We start from the raw sequence: 18,568 nt of genomic DNA, 5'->3' as shown, positions 1-18,568 counted from the left end.
CGTTAAATTATGACTTTAGCCGTGCCTTTTCGGCGTGATTTTGAGGATGTGTCCTTCGAAGTCATAGTCAGCATCGACCTGGCGAAGAACGAGTTCCAACACCGATTGGAAGGTCATATCCTTCACGAGGATCGTGACCTCGCCGCGTACCAAATCTGAGAGGTTAAAGCAAATGTCATTAGAGGCAGAGAATTGGCGCATGACTTCGCGGATGTCGAACCGCTCGTATCGGGTGAGAGGAATCACGTGATTGAGAATGTCGAGGGGCATTTTGCGCCGGGGGACGATGGTGAAAGTTCCATTGGCAAACCAGTATTCTGCATCGACTTGTCGAAGGATCATCTGAAGGGTATCGACCATTTGGTTCTTGCCTGCGTCGAGGCTGATCGTGCCTTCGATTTTGGGATCGAGGATGTATCCATAACTACTGTCGGCGAATAGCGCTTTCAGGGCCTCGCGGATCGAGACTTTAAGCAGATGGATTGGCCCCACGAACGCCAGTGTAGGATTATCGATGGGTTCGGGGTGCGTGCGACGCTGGATGACAAAGACACCACCTTCCACCAAAAACGTGAGGTTTAGCTGCTTGAGCGTTTGGCCCAGCGCTTCACCGAAGGTTGTGTCACTGAGCTGGAGCGTCACTTTGCCTTGGATCTCGGGAGGAATCGAATAGCTTTGGTTCGCATCGTGGAAGATCGCCTTGAGAGCCACGCGGAGGTCCACTTGTTCAAAATGGTAGCTCGGATTTGGATTTGCACCAAAGAGAACCACTTGCGCACCGGGCCCCGGATCGCCACGGCTTAGAATCGTCAAATCGCCTTTGTTGAACCTGTAGATCAGATCAGTGCTCCCCATGACGTTTTGTAACGCAAGTTCAAGTTTGCCCGGCCCGATATGGATTTCGACATGGCCATGGATTCCGGGTTCGAATCGGAAGCGAGTATGGAGCGGCTCCAGCAGATACCGCACCGCATCTTTGGTCTCCACATCGTGCATATCGATCCTCGGCATTGGGTGATCGAAGATCGACGTCACGATGTAGATATCGCCCTCCTTGCGCCACTCGGCGTAGTTGCCCGCAACCATGTAGGCAAGGACTCTTGGCACCGATGCTCGGTGCAGGCGAAAATCGACGGTTCCCGAGACCGTGGCATCGATGCGATAGCTGGCGTGGATGGACGTGAAAAAGGATGTGAGAGCCGTTCGAAGATCGACGCCTTCGTAGTCGGCTTCGCGGATCGCTTGGCCGTCGTTGTCGCTTGAGGGCTCAGAAGGGTAATCGTTATCACACTGGTGGGAAAAGTTGTACGCCCCGCCCGCACGGAGGTAAGTGGCATCGATTTGGGCCAGGAGATCTGCCAGGTCGACGTAGAACGACTTGCCCTGCGGCTTGAAGTTGACGGTGCCCGCCAAGCCCGGAGAGATCCAAAAATCGGGTGATTTCGCCCTGGCCAGCATAGTTTTGATGCTCGTCGAAATAGGCACGACGGGCTTTTCCTGCTGCATCAGATGGGCGGCCAAGACGATCGTGCCGAGCATGATGGTGATTGGACGTGCGGAGCCTGGCGGTGAGTTCGCACGATTGTGTTCTCGGGGTCTCTGCGTGCGGCGTCAAGCTCGGCTGAGCATGCCACGCCCACGTTCGTATTTGGTGTCTGCGTGCCACCATCCCCAACTCAGTTGGCAGTTTGTAGTCGGCAGAGAGCGGAAGACACGCTGCCCACGCTCTAGCGGGCCGAGCCCTTGCCCTGAAGGATGCCCCCCTTCCCAGTCAACTTAGCGAGCAAAAGGTTCCAGCTTGGCGGCTTCGACGGCGTACGACTGCGATTCGAGGATTCCGGCCTCGCCTACGGTCTGCTCAGCCACTCCCCCCATGTCCTAGTACACCAGGGAGTAGCGTGGCTGACCGATCTCTTAAATTTGCTCACCTCAGTTGATCAGAGGTCGCCAGCCGAATTCTCCTCCCGAACCTCAATCCTTTGCCGGTTTCACCCGGAATTGGAGCGCCGAGTAGCCATCCAACTGGAAGTGGTTCACCTTCAGCCGATGCTTGCCGCTCAGCTTCGCCTTGTATGTGTACAGCGTCGGGCCCTGGTACTTCCAAGCGTCGATGACCAGTTTGTCGTCCAGCCAGACACGCACGCCGTCGTCCGCCGTCACCTCCAGCGAGTACTCGCCCGGTTTGACCGTGAACGTCCCTTCGGCGATGGTGCCAAAGAAATTGTTCGGGACGCCTTTTTCGTATTTGCCATAGCCGGAGTAGTCCAGCTTGTCGTGGTGGAACTCCGGCCCGGCAGTCGCCGACTTGGCCTGATACGCTTCGAACTGGGTTCGCGGGTCCTCGGTGTCCTTATCGAACGTGAAAAACTTGATGGTCCATGCGATGGGCAGATCGAACTTCTGCATGGAGAACGAGAAGGACTCGCCCGCCTTGTGGGTCACGCCCTTGAAGTCCGTAAACGCCTTGCCGGTGTACACCAGCTCCAGCCGTTGCTCGGTCGAACCCGGGACGACTTTGACGTTGACCATGCCGGGCACTTGGCCCTTGGTCCACGAGACCTCTAGCCCCTCGGCCCTCTTCAGCTTCCAGGTTCCTTTCGGACCGAAGATCGAATACTTTTGCCATCCGTTGTCGCTTCGCGGACCGGGCCACAGCTTGGGGCTTTGGTAGTCGTAAGGGCCCCAATCGTCCACCAAAATCGTGCTTCGGCCGCGACGCCCACCAGACGGGATGAACGGCATTTTGCCACCCTTCAGCGGCGCGGGAGAGTCGGCGCCGTAAGCGTCTTCTTTGTCCGTCGGCGACCACGCAGGAATCGCGATCTGGTTGGCCGTAGGTTCCCACTTCGTCGTCTCGTACACGACGTTCGTGGGCAAAGCGATCTTGGTCTGGTCGCCGTGGATGCACGTGTCTGCAAATGCAGCATTCTTCACGTCGGCGGCGATGTCGAAACTGGCCCCGAAAAGCGTATTGTTGGCAAAGCTCAGGCCGTCGGTCTGGCTCACGCGCAACGTCTTACCCGCCGAATAGAACGTGTTGTCGTGAATCTTCCAATCTCGGCTCTTGGTGTCGTGATGCTTGGGGTAGCCCCAGTTGGGGTCCTCGCCCGGGTTGGCCCAGATGTGGATGTCGGTTTTGTTGCCGGAAAAGCTGTTGAACTCGACGTTGTTGTCCTGGCCGTGCTCGTGGGCGATGCCCTCTTCGCAGTTCGAGATGGTGTTGCCCGCCATGAGCGTATCGAAGCTATAGCCGGTCCAAAAGCCGTGCCAACACTCGTCCACCTTGTTGTTCACAAATTTGTTGCGGCTGAAGGTCGCCTCGATGCCGTTGGTGGGCGCATGGCTAAAGTCGTTTCCGTACACGAGGTTGTCGTTACAGCCGCCTTCGCCGGTGTCCATCGTGGTTTGCCCGGCCCACAAAAAGAATCCGTCGCCGCCGTGCGTCACCGAGTTGTAGGCGAACACGTTTTTGTTGCTCTGCTCGTAGATGAGAATGCCGGCTGAGTCCTGCCCGCGGTTATACACGCCATGCGAGTAGCCGCGCACGCAGTAGTCGATGTTGTTGTGCATCACGCGGTTGTCGCTGCTGCGGTACAGGCCCAGGCCGATGCCGCTGAGGTACGAGAGATTGCTGTTCCACACCAGGCCGTGGTTGGAGCGCATCAGCATGAGGCCGCACTGGCCGCCGACGACCGTGAGGTTGCGAACCTCGAACCCATCGACATTTTTGAAGTACGCGCCCGCGCCGTAGCGCAGCCATTCGTCCTTTTCGTTTTGGTGGTAGCTCATCCAGTCGCTGAGGTCTTCTTTCTCCAACGTGGACTTGAGGTGTTGCTTCCAGTTGTAGCTAAAATTGCAGTCAATTAGCTTGAGGTTCTTGCAGTTTTCGGCGATGAGACCGACCTTGTAGCCGTGCACAGTCAGGTTCTTGATAGTGATGTTGTTTCCCGAAACGCGCACGCCCAGACCCTTGCGCTCGTCTGGCGCAGTGTCGGCTTTGGACCCGCGGAGTATCAGGTTTTTGTAGTCGAGGACCTGGTTGTCGCCCTTGATCTCCAGCGCCGGTTGGCTGAGGTCCTCTTTGGTCGGCCTGAGTTGGTCGCCCTTTCGAACTATCGTGAAGCTTCCTTGCATCATGTGGCCCGCGAGGACCAGGGGAAATAGCATGTCCCTAGTTTAGTTCGGCAGACGTGCGTCGTGATAGTCCTGGTGGCGTTCCATCAGCACATACAGGTCGCGCGGGCTGAACCAGCCCATCAGCGGGTTCTTCAGACAGGCGTCGTTGTCGTTGAATTTCTTCAGATACTCCTTCAGGCTTGCGCGTTCGTCGCGCCATTTCTGGCTGGATTCCTCCAGCGAAAGGCCGTCTTTGGGCTGGAACATGCCTGGTGTGGGCAGGTTGGAGCCAACCGGACGGTTCATGCCTTTCAGGACGAAGTTGTAGATGAAATTGGGCTTGCCTTTGCGCCCCTTCAGCTTGGCCTGGTCGGTCTTTTTGGCGTAGTCCGTATAGCTTTTCTCGGTAACGTACATGTGCTCGATGGCCTGCACGGGGGAAAAACTCTTCCCGACGGGGGACTCTTGGGCGTCGGTGGGCAGGTTCGAGACCTTCTCGATCATGCCCTCGAGGCGGGTGGTGAGATACTCAAATTCGGCGGTCAATTGAGGACTCATGTACTGCATGTTACCGGCTTGATTCGAGGCTAGCGGTGTATAGCGCCGCTTAACTTCGAATCGAAACGCCGTTTTTTGCAATACGATCTGACCAGAACTTGATCCAATCGTCCCAAGTCCTAACACCTTCAAGCGACTTTTCGTCGATTGTTCCTTTGATTCCATGCTCATTCAGAATTGGCGCCAGTTTTGTCAGTCCCCTTACGGTTGCCAACATGGCTCGGACCTTCTCGGGTACTTGGTCTTGGTCTGAAAGGTTTGCATTGCGACACGCGCCAAAAACGAGCGTTGGAACGATAAACGAGCCAAGTCCGTCAGTTGTCCGATTGAGGGTAAAGGTGAGACCATAGGTCTGGATTGACTGAGGTTTCGTCCCAATCCGATCCATAACGCACGCCTGGTCTTTGTCGCTAGCCTGATACGACCACGCTTTCCAAACCGTTCCGTTGGGCTCCGACTTCTTGTATAAGTCAATTAAGAACTCGACTTTTGCGCGGTCTAGACTCAACTGACTCCGTTCCTCCGGGAACGAGTAGGAAAGAAGAGTATTTGCATCAGATTGGTCGAATGCACCGGTCACTACATGAGCATGTTCAGTCAGCGGCTTGTGAAGCCAAATGGATTTGTACCATTTGATACCGGCAACAGCTATACAAATTGTAAAGGCAGAAACGAGCCCTATTCTCACAGGTTTCTTCATTATCATTACCTCCCCAACCTAGTTTTAGGTGGCGACGCTAGCCGCCGCCTTGGCCACCCGTATTTGTCACGCAGAAATCGCTGTCCGGATCATTGATGCCTCCGAATTCGGTGGCCGTTTTGACGCATTCTCCGTTGTAAGTGCCATAAATGCTGTACTGAAATCCCGAGAGGGGATAACAAGATCGTCGTTTGTAGATTCGGCATTCGGCAAATGTATTTAGGCAGCACTTAAACGTCCAGGGGTTGTCGGGCGTGCCGGAACAGTCGTCCACAAAGCAAGTCCCTGAGGCAAATGCCTTTGGAACTCCCCCGGCAATGAAACCGAGAAGAACTGAACCTAAGATTAATAGGTGCCTGATAGGTGTAATTTTCAAGTGCTTAGAGTGTACTTTTTTCATGGATTTCTACCAATCGAGTGGGTCATAGGGAGACCCGTATTTATACTTTTTCTCCACAGAGCCGTCGAGTCTGAGGGCAATCGCTTTCTTTTTGATATAGATTCCTTCCACCACGGATGTATCCGCAGGGTTGCAATTCAAATCAAATAGGAACGCTGTCGAGTCTCCTTTTTCCTGATAGGCCCGCACAAAGAGCTCATCCTCTTGCGTGGACGCTAAATACATTAAATTCGTCTTTGCCTTGGCAACCAGGAATGCCGTATCAGGATGGGTCCCGCACGGACTCATCCAAAGTGGCGCCGTCTGACTTCCGAATACCTGCGGAGCAGAAAAATAATCGACGATGGTGTAGTCTGGAAGACCAGGCTTAGGAAGCGCGTCATTGTCCTGACGATAGAGCTCGATAGCCAAGCCAAGCTGTCGAAGATTTGATGTGGCGGCGGCTTCCTTGGCAGACATTTTTGCCGAGGCAATGATCGGGAACGTCATCGCGGCCAGAAAGGCAAGGATAAAGCTCACCATGCAAATCTCAACAAGGGTTAATCCTCTCTTCGCGCGGGTCAAATTCGCTTCCTCCATTGACGCATGTCCGTGAGCGGCTGCCATCTAGCTGTCGACCCGTCGAGAAATACTTCATAGGTTCGCGGCAAGTTAACTGCTTGGGACCTTGGAATATACTTGCCATCAGGGTCGGAAATAACGAATTGAGCCTTGCCTTTAGAAAAATCCTTGGGAGGATAATCTTGCATGTAGACCATTTGAATGTGGTCGGAATACTGCCCTACTTCTTCAATTTGAGGGCCAAGAGTACATGTTGTACATCGGTTAGTTAGATGAATGATGATCTTCGATGGCTTCCTGAATACTTCCTTCAGTCTCTCGGATAGCTTCTGTTGTATTGAGGTAGGCAGAATAAAGGGTTCCTCAGGGAAGACGTGACTTGGACCATTTGTTACGTAGCGAGGAGAAAGTACCGTGAAAGCGAGAAAGAAGAACGATGCCATTGCGACCACTCCAGTGACCGAAATGATGGTAGTATATGCAGTCGATTGGATGAAGCGAATTTGCTTGATCGCAAATACACGGTCTAGAATCTTTTCGGTTGCTTCAGTTCCAATCTTTTTCATTGATGATAGCATCCTATCACAACCCCACAAAAGCGTGACAATAATAGGTTAAATCCTAGTATTTCAAGTTCTTAGTTGTCAAGGCCTTTCTAATATTTTATCGGCATAAAATCACATTTTCATTTGGGTGGGACTCTTTATCTATTTCCCCGGACGGCGTTTCGCGCCCTCCATCACCCGAATAACCGTCTTCGGCTCCACCTCGCCATCCGGCTTCGGTGCGAGCGCCATCGACTGCTCGATGAGATCGAGCACGTAAGGGTCGTCCAGCACCGCCAGATCTCGAAGCTTCAGATGTCGCACCTGGCTACCCGTCCCGATCAGCCGCCCCTCAGGGTCATGGAGCTTCGCGCCGTGGTTAAAGCCGAGGTTGATCCCCTTGCCGTACATCGGTAAATGGATGAAGTGGTCCCGCGACTTCTCGGTGAACGAAAAGCCGGTCGTCACCGCCTGCGTGGCGTCGAACATCAGTTCGATGACCGACGGTAGGAGGTCCAACAGCCGCTGGCGCGCGGCCCGATGCAACGCCTGGAGCTCCGGCGAATAGCAAGCAATGAACTCCAGATACTCCCGTGGCTCGGGGTGCATGCGGCATTGTATCACGCCCGAAAAGCGCGGCTAGTGCTGGTACCGGAAGCCGATGTACCACTGGAGCATATTCTGCCCCGGGTTAGGCGACGTCCGCCCCGCGTTGCTGGCGTGCAGGACTCGCCCGCCCAGCAGGAGCGCCGTCTTGTTGGCGTACGAAAACTCTAGCCCGATGCCGAAGACCGGCGTCGTGTTGTTGGCCAGCCGCAGGTCCTTCGTCACGTGGTCCACAAACTGCACGCCGAACCCGAGGTCGCCATAGAAGCTGATGCCCCGTCGCACGGTCCAGCGGTATCGCGCCGTCGCCAGCGCGCCCCACGCTTCGGTGGTTTCGGCAGGAAACTGGGTGTTGCTCTTACCGTTGGTGACCAGGTAGTACCCTTCCCAGATCAGCTCGCCGTCGACATGGCGGAATAGCCTCAGTTTGGGGTCGAGGCGTCCGACCGCCATCGACAATCCACCGCCGGTACGCGAATCCGAGCTCCCCAAAATCAGCAGGGAGTGGGCGACGTTGCCGTACGTATAGTAGTGAAACTGGTCGTCGAGCGCCTGGGCGAACGTGCTCGGCGCGAGGAGGCAGGCGGCACCCCCGAAAATCAGCCCTCGCATTAGAGTTAAGGTACCCTTTTACGGCCCGCATGTTTTTCGCCCGAGGCACCCGCGATGAAAAAATCTCTTCCAACCGTCGTCATTGTCGGACGACCCAACGTCGGCAAATCGACGTTTTTTAATCGCCTGGTCGGAAAACGCGTCGCCGTCGTCGAAGACACTCCCGGAATCACCCGCGACCGCCTGTACGCCGAAGTCACCTGGAACGGTAAACGGTTCAACGTCGTCGATACCGGCGGTATCGTTTTCCAGGAATCCGACCCTCTCGCCGAGCAGATTCGCGTTCAAGCCAATGTTGCGCTCTCCGAGGCCGATGCTATCGTCTTTCTCGCCGATATCACTTCCGGCGTCCACCCCGACGACCGCGAGCTTGCCAACCAGCTTCGCGGCATCAAAACCCCGATCCTAGTCGTGCCCAACAAGGCCGACAACTTCGACCGAGAAGACTTTGCGGGCGAGTTCTATGGCCTCGGTCTGGGGCAGGTTTACCCGGTCTCCAGCCTGCACGGACGCGGCGTGGCCGACCTGCTGGACGAGATCGTGGCTATGCTTCCCGCAGTCACCGAGAACCCGGACGAGAAAGAGGAGATTCGCCTCGCCATCGTCGGACGACCGAACGTGGGCAAAAGCTCGCTGGTCAACGCCTTTACCGGCGAACAGCGCATGATCGTCTCGAACATTGCCGGCACCACGCGCGACGCGATCGACACCGAACTCGACTACGAAGGCGAGACCTTCCGCCTGATCGATACGGCGGGTATCCGCCGCCGGGGCAAGATTCAGGGCTCGGTCGAGTACTACATGGTCAACCGCGCGCAGAAGGCTATCGACCGGTGCGAGTGCGCCATGGCGGTGGTGGACGGCGAAGAGGGCCTGACCGACGGCGACAAACGCGTGATGAAGCTGGCCCACGACGCAGGCAAATCGTGCGTGGTGGTGGTCAACAAGTGGGACGTCAAGGAGCCGCCGAACGGCCAACCCAAGAAGAATTCCCAACTCAAAAAGGACTTCATCAAGATCTTTCGCGACCAGATGCCCGAGCTTTCGTACGCGCCGATCGTGTTCACATCGGCCAAGGAGCACGCCGGACTCGAGCCTGCGCTGGACTCGGTGCTCAGCGCCTTGGAGAGCTACAACTTCCGCATCTCGACGGGTCAGCTCAACCGCCTGATCCAAGACGCGATCTTCGACCGCCCGCACGTGACGAAGGGGCGGCAGTTCAAGGTGTACTACGCGACGCAGGTCTCGACCGCGCCGCCGACGTTCGTGCTGTTCTGCAACGACCCAGACATCATGCACTTTAGCTACCACCGGTACCTGCTGAACCGCATCCGGCAACTCTTCCCGCTTCAAGGCACGCCGATTCGGCTGTTCGCGCGAAGTAGCCACGATCGGGATGAGAAGTAGGGGTTGGCTTTAGCTTCCAGCTTCTAGCCACAAGTGCGGTTAACATTCCAATTAAGCGAGTCGACCACGCTACTCCAAGGGGGAAGGGTCCGCAATGAATCCTGCCACGAAGGCAGGATTTATGTGAAGGGAAAGCGTAGCGAGCCGGTGGAAAGGCGAAAGCGTTCGAAACGATGTCAAACCGACAACAGCCTTGCCCCTCCCCCCAATCGTGTAATCTCAATGTGATCGATGAGGACTTTGGCCAAAATCCTATCCTATCTCCTGGATATGATGCCGGGCGCCCTGGCCCTAATTGGCTTTCTAGTCTTCAATGATCGCCTCAACGCCGCCATTGCATTAGGCTTGTTTGCTGGGCTCTGCATCTATCTCAATAAGCAGGTCGAAGCATGGATCAAGGGTAAGCCAAAGGAGCCCTACGGCCCAGAAAAACTTCGGAAGACGGTGAAGGTCGTCGCCTGGTTATCGGTGGGTGCGGCGGTGCTGATCGTCTTCGCCTGTCTTGCGGTAAGTCCTTTTGCAAGAGCCTTCTTTGCTTACGCCACCGCCATGACCTTAGCCATTGTGCTGGCTCAATCGATCGATCTAGTGGTTCGGCGCGAGACGGCTTGACCCCTACAAATGATGGCCAGATGGGAACCACTGGTAAATCCCAGCTTCGCCCTTCTTCGGCGGGCGAGCAGACGTCTTTACCAGCGCCCACCAATCCTATCCAGCGAGGACCAAGGGATGTGAGCGTCTCGTCGGAAGGTCAAGGCGTTTTCCTCAGACGTCATCCAGTCTTTTGAAGACTTTTGAACCTCAGAACCTCTCCTCACTGATTCGAGAGTTTGCACTGAGTCTCGGCGCCGAGGTAGCGATTCGGGGCTTTTCCGCTCAATAACCCACCCACGAAACGCTCACAACTGCTAAACGGCTACTCTCGTTTGCGCTCCAACGGAGCGATCCAAGTTAGCCCAGCCCTTGCGGGCTGGGTATCGATGCTATATAAGAAGGTCTGAAGGACCGTGGTTTTCCCATCCCGCATGGCCTTCGGTTATATGCCACCAGGAATTTCGGAAGGACCCATTTCCTCTCCTACCAGGAGAGGACCTTCGCGCGACGTAGGAGCTCGCGAAGAGGTGAGGTAGAGAATAGGCTTCAGGCTTCAGCAGACCTCCAACTCTACCCCACTTCGGGTACCTTGACCTTACTCCATGCTTTGTCAGCTCGCGCTCTCGATTGTCCTTGCCGCCGGTGACCAGGTGACCTTCGTCAAGTCGCCTTCCGTCGCATCGGCCAACGCATATTACGTGGGCAACCGCGCTCCTCTTGCCCGAAATCCGCTCATCAAGCTCCCGGTCGGATCAGTCACGGCCAGCGGATGGCTTCGCGAGTATCTAAAGCGCCAACGCGCCGGGCTCAATGGCAATCTGCCCCACATCAGCGCTTGGCTGAAGGTCGATGGCAACGCTTGGCTAGACAAGGACGGCAAGGGCCACGCGGGCTGGGAAGAGGTCCCCTACTGGCTGAAGGGCTACATCAGTCTGGCTTACCAACTGAAGGACCCAGCGATGATCAAGGAGGCGCAAGGCTGGATCGAGGCGGCGCTGGCCAGTCAGCGACCCGACGGCGACTTCGGCCCCAACCAGCACATGGACGACGGCTCGCGCGATTTCTGGGGCAACATGCTCATGCTGGAGTGCCTGCGCACCTACTACGAGGCGACCCACGACAAGCGCGTGATCGACCTGATGACGAGCTACTTCCACTACCAACTCACCATTCCCGACAAGGAGTTCCTAACCGGCTACTGGCAGCACGCGCGCGGCGGCGACAACCTGTCGAGCATCTACTGGCTGTACGACCTCACCGGCGACGCTAAACTGCTGGAGTTGGCCGAGAAGAACCACCGCCGAACGATGGATTGGTCGATGAAGGACAGTCTGCCGGACTGGCACAACGTCAACGTGGCCGAGTGCTTCGACGAGCCCGGAATCTTCTTCCAGCAGAGCAAGAAGAGCCAATCGCTCCAAGCCGCCTACAACAATTTCGCCACCTTGCGGCGGCTGTACGGCAACGTTCCCGGCGGCATGTACGGCGCCGACGAGAACGCGCGACCAGGCAAATCTGACCCGCGCCAGGCGGTCGAGACCTGCGGCATGGTCGAGCAGATGTACTCCGACGAGGAGCTTCTCGGCATCTCGGGCGACACCATGTGGGCCGACCATTGCGAAAACGTCGCCTTCAACACCTACCCCGCCGCCCTCACGCCGGACTGCACATCGCTCCGCTACCTCACTAGCCCGAACATGGCGACCTCCGACCAGTTCAACCACGCGCCGGGCTACCAAAACGGCGGCCCGATGACGATGTACAACCCGCTGAGCCACCGATGCTGTCAGCACAACCACGGCATGGGCTGGCCCTATTTCAGCGAGCATCTGTGGATGGCCACCAACGACAACGGCCTCGCCGCCGCCCTGTACAGCGCGTCATCGGTGACGGCCAAGGCAGGCGACGGCCGCTCGGTCACGATCAAGGAGGACTCGCACTACCCGTTCGAGCAGAGCATCCGCTTGAGCATCGACACCGGCAAGAAATCGAACCGCTTCCCGTTGTACCTGCGCCTACCCGCGTGGACCAAGAACGCAACGCTGACCGTGAACGGCAAGGCAATGTCGCTGGCGGGCAAGGAGTCCGGCTTTATGCGCATCGAGCGAGCCTGGAAGACCGGCGATAAGGTCGCGCTGGAACTGCCGATGAAGCTGAGCGTCCAGCAGTGGCAAGCCAACCACGACAGCGTGAGCGTGGACTATGGCCCCCTCACCTTCTCGCTCAAGATCGGCGAGAAAGTGACGCGGTTCGATAGCACCAAGACCGCCCTCGGCGACTCGCAATGGCAGAAATCGCTGGATACCGAGGCATGGCCCGCCTACGCCTACACGCCCACCACTCCGTGGAACTATGCGCTGGCGATCGACCCCGCGCACCCCGAGCGGTCGTTGACCGTCGCCAAGCGTCCGTGGCCGTCGTCCAACTTCCCATTTACCCTCGACGAGGTGCCGATCCAGATTCAAGCCAAGGGCGCGATCCTGCCTTCTTGGACCATCGATCGCTTCGGCTTGGTGTCCGAGCTTCAGCAGAGCCCGACCGTCTCCGCCGACCCGGTGCAGAAGATCACGCTGGTGCCGATGGGCGCGGCGCGACTGCGCATCTCGGCGTTCCCGTGGCTGGCCAAAAATGGCAAGGCGTGGGCCGAGCCGCCGAAGCCGCTTCCGTACGGCCCGACCGCCTCGCACGTGTTTGAGAGCGACGACGTGATCGCCATGTGCGATGGCATTCTGCCGAAATCGTCCGGCGACGAGGGCATCCCGCGTTTCACGTGGTGGGACCACAAGGGCTCGACCGAGTGGGTGCAGTACAACTTCGAGAAGCCGCGCTCGGTGAAGGGTGTGGACGTGTATTGGTTCGACGACTCGGGTCACGGCATGTGCCGAGTGCCGAAAAGCTGGTCGATTTTGGGACTGGTGGACGGCAAATGGGTACCGATCAAACCCAACGGCGAGCCGGGATGCGACCGCGACCTGTTCAACCGCGTGAACTTCGCGCCGCTGACGGTCAGCGGACTGCGCTTGCAGGTGCAACTCCAAACCGGCTTCTCGGGCGGGATTCTGGAGTGGCAGGTTCGGTAGCCGGTTGATTGCTTAGTGCCGAGGGCACCTGGCACTAAGCACTTTCTTTACGCTCGTCCTTCGCCGTCCGCAGAGCGACCGCTGGACCCCAGAGGCCGCGCCGATGCAGCAACCCTTCGAGGTCAAACCCGCGCAGGGCTCGCGCCAATCCGAACAGCATCGCCGAGACCGCCGCGTACCGAAACACCACCCACAGTAGGCTAGTGGGGTTCTCGCCCGCGGCGAACAGTACCGTACACACTACGACGAGCGGAGTCCAAAACAGCCATTGGCGGCGGACCGCCGAACCCGGCGATGACGGCGACGGCAGGCGCGGCGTGCGCCGCACGATCAGCATCGTCAGCCCCACCGACAGCAGGCCGTTCACCAGACACAGAATCAGCATCGCGACCCAGATATTCGGCGGCGAGAGGCCCAGGTGCGTTCGAATCCAGGCCACGGCAAAGCCGTAGGCCCGCACCAACGGACGTCCGAAAAACAGCCCCTGAATCAGCAGTCCTTGCAGCGCCGCCCACAGCCCGACCAGGAACGCGCCGAGGGCGAATCCGAGCCGGGTCCAGCGTCCAATCGCGGCTCCGGTCATGAACAAAAAGCCCTGCACCGCGATGGCGAGCATAGGCGTAAACCGCGCACTGCTGGGGCTGAACGCCTTCAGCCCGGCAGCGATGCTCGATATCCAAACGACCAGCTCCTTGCGGCCCAAATCGCGCGAGGCGAGGGCCAGCGTGGCCGCCTGAAGCGAGCCCATGACGGTGCCGGTAAACGGGAATCGGGTGGCATGCAGATAAGTACCCAGCGAGCACTCCAGCCCACCCGAGGTCGCGCCAAACACGCCGACCCGCTCCCAATCCCTCAACTCGGAGTACATGCTCCGAAGCTCGCCGGCCGTGTCGCCATCGTCGGCATCGAGGACGCGGTCGAATCGTCGCCCCAGCCTCGCTTCGATCTCGGTCCGCAGGCCTTGGCGGAGGGTGACGACCACCATGCGCGGCTTGGCCGCCGCCACCGCCGGCCAGGCCGAAAGGATGCCCTCGCCCGCCGCTTCCCACTTGCCAAACTCGTCCATGACCACGAGATCCAGCTTGGGCGGCAATGCGCCCGCCCACTCGGCCAGGCTCGCAAGCGCGGCGGGATCGACCTCAAACGGTCCGTCGGGGGTGCGATGGGCGAAAGGCTGGCGGTCGTTGGTGCGTACCCACAGCCACGTGTAGGCGTCGGCCCCTTCGTGGGCAACCGGACGTCGGCCCGCCAACGAAACAAAGCCATCGACTCGCGCACCCTGCTCGGTCGTCCACTCGGCGAAATCGCGCAGGGTGGTGGTTTTCTCACTTCCAACCGGCCCGGTGATCGCGACGAGGAGCATGGGTCACCCGAGTTGCGCGAGGCGGCGCTGGAGGTTGGTGCGCCATAGCTCGCTGAGTTGCGGCAGGGCGGCGAGCTCGGCTAGCACGTCACGGTCCTTTTTCTCGCTGATGAAGGTGGCAAAACACCGGTCGATGGTCCACTGCGGGTTCGGCTGAGCCGTCTGCTGCAAGCGATCGCCGCGCTGGATCGAGCCGGACTTGAGCGTGCGCGTGTACCATCCGCCGCGTCGGTTTTCCATCACTTCCAGGTTCAAACCAGGTTTGTCCAGGCGTCGCGCCAGTTTGAAGCATGGCAGACGCGGCTGGCTGACCTCGATCTCCACTTCACCGATAGTGAAGCGGTCGCCGAGGCAAACCTGAAGCTCGTCCATGTCTGTGATTGTGAGGTTTTCGCCAAAGCTCCCGAACTCGAGGGAGTGTCCGAAGCGATCCTCCCAGAAGGGGTAATGGGCGGCGGAATAGAGGAGCAGAGCCCGGTCGGGACCGCCGTGATGGACCAGATCGGCTTGCCCGTCGCCGTCCAAATTCGTCTCGCCGAGACGGACCGGACCCTCGACCGCGCGCTTGAAGATGCCGGACGACCAGGTGCGATCCTCGCCATCGTCTGAGGCGCTTTGGTAGACCTTGGGCAGGCCCACCTGGACCGAAAGAATCTCACCCGCGAGCACGTCTGGAGCGTACCTCTCACCCAGTAAACTTGAGCGATGGGCAACTCGCTGTTTGTGATTTCGCCGTACAAGGCGTACGGTATTTGGGTCTTCGACGACGAGCGAGTGGGTCTGTCGCAAGAACCATTCGTGGGCGGAGCGGATACGATTCTAGACGCCTGGACGAAGGACATCCCTGACGCCGAAAAGGGCTTCCGGCTGGTGTTTTCCGCCGAACCGTTCCCTGGGTATCAACACGAGTTCGAGTGGCGGCGTCCCGAGATGTCCGGCAACGTGTACTACTGCGCGGGACTGGAAATGGAAGGGTGGCTGTGCCCGGCGCTGTTCAAGTACTTCTCGGAGCCACCCGCTCGGCTGTACGGGAAAGCGGACGCATTGTAGGTAGCGCGCCTGCTTGTGCGGACTTCCTACCGGCTCGCTACGCTTGCCGACTCCCCTCAAGGGGCGTAGCGTGGCTAATTCCAGCATCCGGGATGCTGACCTCGTCTAATGGCTGGTCAATTTCCCGCATAGCCTTCGGCTATACGGGCCACCCGAGGCTTTGTTTCCTCTCCCAGGAGCGGATCTTCGCGCAAAGAGGTCTCGACCCCGGAGGGGTCGCAGATGTTAGCCAGGGTGTCGAAGCGAAGCAAAGACCCCTGGACAGCCTCGTAACTGTAATCGTCCAAGGAGCGAAAGCGACCCGGCGCTTAGCGCCGCATTGTGTCCCGAGATCGGGGCAACTCCCAAACAGCTCCTCTTGCGTGAGCTCCAACGGAGCGATCCAAGTTAGCCCAGCCTGCGAAGGCTGGGTATCGATCGACAAACGGCACGAGGTCTGAAGGACCGTGGTGATCCAAGTCCTTTCGGCAGTTTGCTCCGCACTCCGCACTTTGCACCAAATCCTCCTAAACCGCCTCGACCCAGTCCAAACCGCGCATCAGAGGCTTGCGCTCGCCGCTAGGCAAAATGCCATCGACCTCGACCTCGCGTGAGCCGATCATCCAGTCCACGTGGATGCGGCTGTCGTTAGACCCCGCTGCCAGCCGCTCGTCGGCCGACAGGTCGTCGTAGCCCATCATGTTCTCGGCAAACGATGAGCCGAGCGCAATGTGGCAAGCCGCGTTCTCATCGTACAGTGTGTTGGTGAACAGCAGGCCGGTGCGGGCCACCGCGCACCCGGGCGGCACCAGCGCGACCTCACCCAATCGGCGCGAGCCCTCGTCGGTGTCCAGGAGGCCGATCAGCGTCTTTTCGCCCTCGCCCGCCGAGGCGCGCACCACCACGCCGTCCTTAAACTCCACCTGAATCTTATCGACCACCTGCCCCCGCAAGCTCAGCGGAAGCGTGCTGGAAACCGTGCCTTGCACGCGGTCTCGGTGGGGCATGGAGAAAATCTCCTCAGTGGGGATGTTCGGGGCGTTGGTGACGCCGTTCTTGGCCGTTCCCCATCCGCCGATCCAGATTCGCTGATCGACCAAGCCGACTTCCAAATCCGTTCCAGGACCCCGGAAGCAGACCGCCGTCAGATTCAATTGGTTCAGGTAGTCGCGACGTAGAGCGAGGTTGTCGCAGTGGTCGCGCCACGCCTGCAAAGGATCGGGCTGATCCACGCGGCAGCAGGTGAAAATCGCCTCCCACAGCTTCGCCACCGCAGTTTCATCGCTGTCGCCAGGAAACACCAAGCGCGCCCATCGCGGGTTCGGCACGGCCACGAGGCTCCAGTTGATGGCCGCACTGCCGACCAGTTCGCCCACTCGCTTGGCTGCCGCACCCGCGGCTCCGTACCACGTCGAGACCTTGGCGGGATCGATGTCGCTCAGTAGGCCCGGGTCTTCGCTGATCACGCCGAGCCGAGCCGCCCCAGCTTCCATGGCGTTCGCTACGCCGTCATAAAACCACTTGGGCGCGTAGGCTACCGCCTCATCCGAGCCGTAAATGAAGCGGGATTTGGCCGCGATGTCGTCGACGAAATTGACTTGAACGTTCTTCGCCCCCGCCTGGTATGCCTCGGCTACCAGCAGGCGCACAAACTCGACGTCTGCCACCGGCGCGGTGAGAAACAGCTCCTGTCCGGGCTGAATGTTGATCCCAAGGCGGATGGTAAGGGCGGCGTAATCTTGGAGCTTGTCGGCGAAGCTTCGTTGCATCGCTTGATGCTACCCGCGTCCGACCCGCTCGGCCAGCGCCCAGCGCACGCTCTTGCCGACACGCCAACAAATCAGGCTGGCCGGGTCGCCGTCGGTGCGCACCTGGCGCATGACCGCCGTGGGTTCCACGCCTGCGCCGCGCTGTTTCACCTCGAATACGCGGCGTCCCAAGTTGCGCAGAGCTTCTTTGATGCGTTTGGCGTCGTACGTGCCGGCGGCCAGCACGCGGTAGGGCGTCAGCCACTCGGATTCAAGGTCGCCACCGGTCACATAGCCAGGCGAATCGCCCAACTGAGGTCGATCGAAGCCGCCGAGAGCGTGGGCTCGCACCGCCGCCGGATCGGCGTCGAAGATGAACTCGCCCGCCTCATCGACTTGGTCGTAAGTGGGTTCGCGGCCGAGTGTCGCGCCGGTTTCGATGCGAACGGCGAAGATGCCAGCTTCGGCTAGCTTTCCCGCCCAGACCACCGCCTCCCGGCACTCGCCCCGGAATGAGACGAATTCGACCCGCGGACCGACCTCGGCAAGGAATTCGTCGGCGAGCATGGGCGAGAGCTTGATGCCGGTCAGTTGGCGGTCGCGCGGAATGTCCAGCGGGTTCGGAGCGTACTGCGACGGGTCGGCCAGGCGACGGCCGCTGGAATCGCGACGGTCGGGATCGGCCCATAGATAGGGGTCGGAAGAGCTTTGGGCGTAGGCGAGGCCGTCTTCAGTGCGAACCTCGGTCAGCGGGCAGTTGTGGCGGGCGTATTCGGCGCGCAAAGCGTCGATCTCGAAGCCAACCGCACCCGATCCAAAGGCGTGAAGATCGCTCCCGATGCCGCAGGTCAGGTCTACTACCTTGGCACCCAATGGAAAGCGCGAGGCATGGTACCGAGCGATCGCCTCGTGGGTGGCCTGTTCCAGCGCCTCCCGATCGAACAGCATAGTGTCCGCCTCCGCGAACTTGGCCCGAGCCTTCTTGCGAAGCTCCTCCTGTTGCCGCGCCCAGCGCGACGCCTCCGCACCAAAACGGTTCTGAAGCTGCTTATCGGTGAGGCTGCCGACGCTCGCGAGAGCATCGAGCCAGTCAGTGGGGATCAAGGCGTTGGTAGTTTACTGGTTTGGGCCGAGGTTTCTGGGTGGCCCATGCGATGTGAAAATTGCGTAGCGCACGTTACTGCGGCGCTAACCACAGAGTTCTTCTTTTCCCGCGTAGCCCTAGTCGTCGTTGAAGGCTAGAAGCCTA

Annotated in this window: 16 protein-coding genes; 4 read left to right on the top strand and 12 right to left on the bottom strand. The window is 59.0% G+C overall.

Annotated features, from left to right (window positions below):
- Positions 1–15: 15 nt before the first annotated feature.
- The 8 genes from GC165_06155 to GC165_06120 form a co-directional block, all read right to left on the bottom strand.
- Positions 16–1,539, bottom strand: a complete 1,524-nt coding sequence (locus GC165_06155) for a hypothetical protein (protein MBI1332443.1) — start codon at positions 1,537–1,539, stop codon at positions 16–18.
- A 432-nt stretch (positions 1,540–1,971) separates the two neighbouring features.
- The gene (locus GC165_06150; protein ID MBI1332442.1) at positions 1,972–4,167 is read right to left on the bottom strand and encodes a hypothetical protein; all 2,196 of its coding nucleotides are present in this window, start codon (positions 4,165–4,167) and stop codon (positions 1,972–1,974) included.
- A gap of 9 nt (positions 4,168–4,176) precedes the next feature.
- Complete coding sequence (locus GC165_06145; GenBank protein ID MBI1332441.1) at positions 4,177–4,845, bottom strand: hypothetical protein; 669 nt, start codon at positions 4,843–4,845, stop codon at positions 4,177–4,179.
- A 566-nt stretch (positions 4,846–5,411) separates the two neighbouring features.
- Positions 5,412–5,648: a hypothetical protein gene (locus tag GC165_06140; GenBank protein ID MBI1332440.1), complete on the bottom strand. Its 237-nt coding sequence runs from the start codon at positions 5,646–5,648 to the stop codon at positions 5,412–5,414.
- A 132-nt stretch (positions 5,649–5,780) separates the two neighbouring features.
- Positions 5,781–6,338, bottom strand: a complete 558-nt coding sequence (locus GC165_06135) for a hypothetical protein (GenBank protein ID MBI1332439.1) — start codon at positions 6,336–6,338, stop codon at positions 5,781–5,783.
- Positions 6,335–6,901: a hypothetical protein gene (locus GC165_06130; protein MBI1332438.1), complete on the bottom strand. Its 567-nt coding sequence runs from the start codon at positions 6,899–6,901 to the stop codon at positions 6,335–6,337. The genes GC165_06135 and GC165_06130 overlap by 4 nt, the downstream gene beginning before the upstream one ends.
- Before the next feature lie 141 nt (positions 6,902–7,042).
- Positions 7,043–7,489 (bottom strand): hypothetical protein, encoded by a 447-nt coding sequence (locus GC165_06125; GenBank protein MBI1332437.1) that lies wholly within the window; start codon positions 7,487–7,489, stop codon positions 7,043–7,045.
- A gap of 30 nt (positions 7,490–7,519) precedes the next feature.
- A complete protein-coding gene (locus GC165_06120) occupies positions 7,520–8,098 on the bottom strand; it encodes a hypothetical protein (protein MBI1332436.1) in 579 nt (192 codons plus the stop codon).
- Between the two features lie 54 nt (positions 8,099–8,152).
- On the opposite strand from GC165_06120, the gene GC165_06115 reads away from it, so the two are divergent.
- From GC165_06115 to GC165_06105, 3 genes are all read left to right on the top strand, one after another.
- Positions 8,153–9,505: a ribosome biogenesis GTPase Der gene (locus GC165_06115; GenBank protein ID MBI1332435.1), complete on the top strand. Its 1,353-nt coding sequence runs from the start codon at positions 8,153–8,155 to the stop codon at positions 9,503–9,505.
- Positions 9,506–9,775: 270 nt separating this feature from the next.
- Positions 9,776–10,117: a hypothetical protein gene (locus GC165_06110; GenBank protein ID MBI1332434.1), complete on the top strand. Its 342-nt coding sequence runs from the start codon at positions 9,776–9,778 to the stop codon at positions 10,115–10,117.
- A gap of 584 nt (positions 10,118–10,701) precedes the next feature.
- On the top strand, positions 10,702–13,179 hold the full coding sequence (locus GC165_06105) for a hypothetical protein (GenBank protein ID MBI1332433.1): 2,478 nt from the start codon (positions 10,702–10,704) through the stop codon (positions 13,177–13,179).
- A gap of 34 nt (positions 13,180–13,213) precedes the next feature.
- On the opposite strand, the gene GC165_06100 is transcribed toward GC165_06105, so the two are convergent.
- Positions 13,214–14,542 carry a DUF2478 domain-containing protein gene (locus tag GC165_06100; protein MBI1332432.1) on the bottom strand — a complete coding sequence of 443 codons (1,329 nt, stop codon included), beginning with the start codon at positions 14,540–14,542 and terminating at the stop codon, positions 13,214–13,216.
- Between the two features lie 3 nt (positions 14,543–14,545).
- Positions 14,546–15,211: an MOSC domain-containing protein gene (locus tag GC165_06095; GenBank protein ID MBI1332431.1), complete on the bottom strand. Its 666-nt coding sequence runs from the start codon at positions 15,209–15,211 to the stop codon at positions 14,546–14,548.
- A 36-nt stretch (positions 15,212–15,247) separates the two neighbouring features.
- Here GC165_06095 and GC165_06090 point away from each other — a divergent pair, with 36 nt between their 5' ends.
- On the top strand, positions 15,248–15,592 hold the full coding sequence (locus tag GC165_06090) for a hypothetical protein (GenBank protein ID MBI1332430.1): 345 nt from the start codon (positions 15,248–15,250) through the stop codon (positions 15,590–15,592).
- A 506-nt stretch (positions 15,593–16,098) separates the two neighbouring features.
- On the opposite strand, the gene GC165_06085 is transcribed toward GC165_06090, so the two are convergent.
- On the bottom strand, positions 16,099–17,340 hold the full coding sequence (locus GC165_06085; protein MBI1332429.1) for an aminopeptidase: 1,242 nt from the start codon (positions 17,338–17,340) through the stop codon (positions 16,099–16,101).
- A gap of 9 nt (positions 17,341–17,349) precedes the next feature.
- Complete coding sequence (locus GC165_06080; protein MBI1332428.1) at positions 17,350–18,423, bottom strand: hypothetical protein; 1,074 nt, start codon at positions 18,421–18,423, stop codon at positions 17,350–17,352.
- Positions 18,424–18,568 lie beyond the last annotated feature (145 nt).

It is taken from the genome of Armatimonadota bacterium, assembly GCA_016125185.1.
Taxonomy (GTDB): Bacteria; Armatimonadota; Fimbriimonadia; order Fimbriimonadales; family Fimbriimonadaceae; genus Fimbriimonas.
Note: the sequence above shows the minus strand (reverse complement) of the source record. Positions and strands in the feature narration are given on the sequence as shown.

Excerpts from the sequence above, each read along its gene's own strand:
- GC165_06115 (MBI1332435.1), top strand. The coding sequence starts at position 8,153 with ATGAAAAAATCTCTTCCAACCGTCGTCATTGTCGGACGACCCAACGTC.
- GC165_06145 (MBI1332441.1), bottom strand. The coding sequence starts at position 4,845 with ATGAGCATGGAATCAAAGGAACAATCGACGAAAAGTCGCTTGAAGGTG.
- GC165_06130 (MBI1332438.1), bottom strand. The coding sequence starts at position 6,901 with ATGAAAAAGATTGGAACTGAAGCAACCGAAAAGATTCTAGACCGTGTA.
- GC165_06150 (MBI1332442.1), bottom strand. The coding sequence starts at position 4,167 with ATGCTATTTCCCCTGGTCCTCGCGGGCCACATGATGCAAGGAAGCTTC.
- GC165_06155 (MBI1332443.1), bottom strand. The coding sequence starts at position 1,539 with ATGCTCGGCACGATCGTCTTGGCCGCCCATCTGATGCAGCAGGAAAAG.
- GC165_06120 (MBI1332436.1), bottom strand. The coding sequence starts at position 8,098 with ATGCGAGGGCTGATTTTCGGGGGTGCCGCCTGCCTCCTCGCGCCGAGC.
- GC165_06085 (MBI1332429.1), bottom strand. The coding sequence starts at position 17,340 with ATGCAACGAAGCTTCGCCGACAAGCTCCAAGATTACGCCGCCCTTACC.
- GC165_06100 (MBI1332432.1), bottom strand. The coding sequence starts at position 14,542 with ATGCTCCTCGTCGCGATCACCGGGCCGGTTGGAAGTGAGAAAACCACC.
- GC165_06125 (MBI1332437.1), bottom strand. The coding sequence starts at position 7,489 with ATGCACCCCGAGCCACGGGAGTATCTGGAGTTCATTGCTTGCTATTCG.
- GC165_06110 (MBI1332434.1), top strand. The coding sequence starts at position 9,776 with ATGATGCCGGGCGCCCTGGCCCTAATTGGCTTTCTAGTCTTCAATGAT.
- GC165_06090 (MBI1332430.1), top strand. The coding sequence starts at position 15,248 with ATGGGCAACTCGCTGTTTGTGATTTCGCCGTACAAGGCGTACGGTATT.
- GC165_06105 (MBI1332433.1), top strand. The coding sequence starts at position 10,702 with ATGCTTTGTCAGCTCGCGCTCTCGATTGTCCTTGCCGCCGGTGACCAG.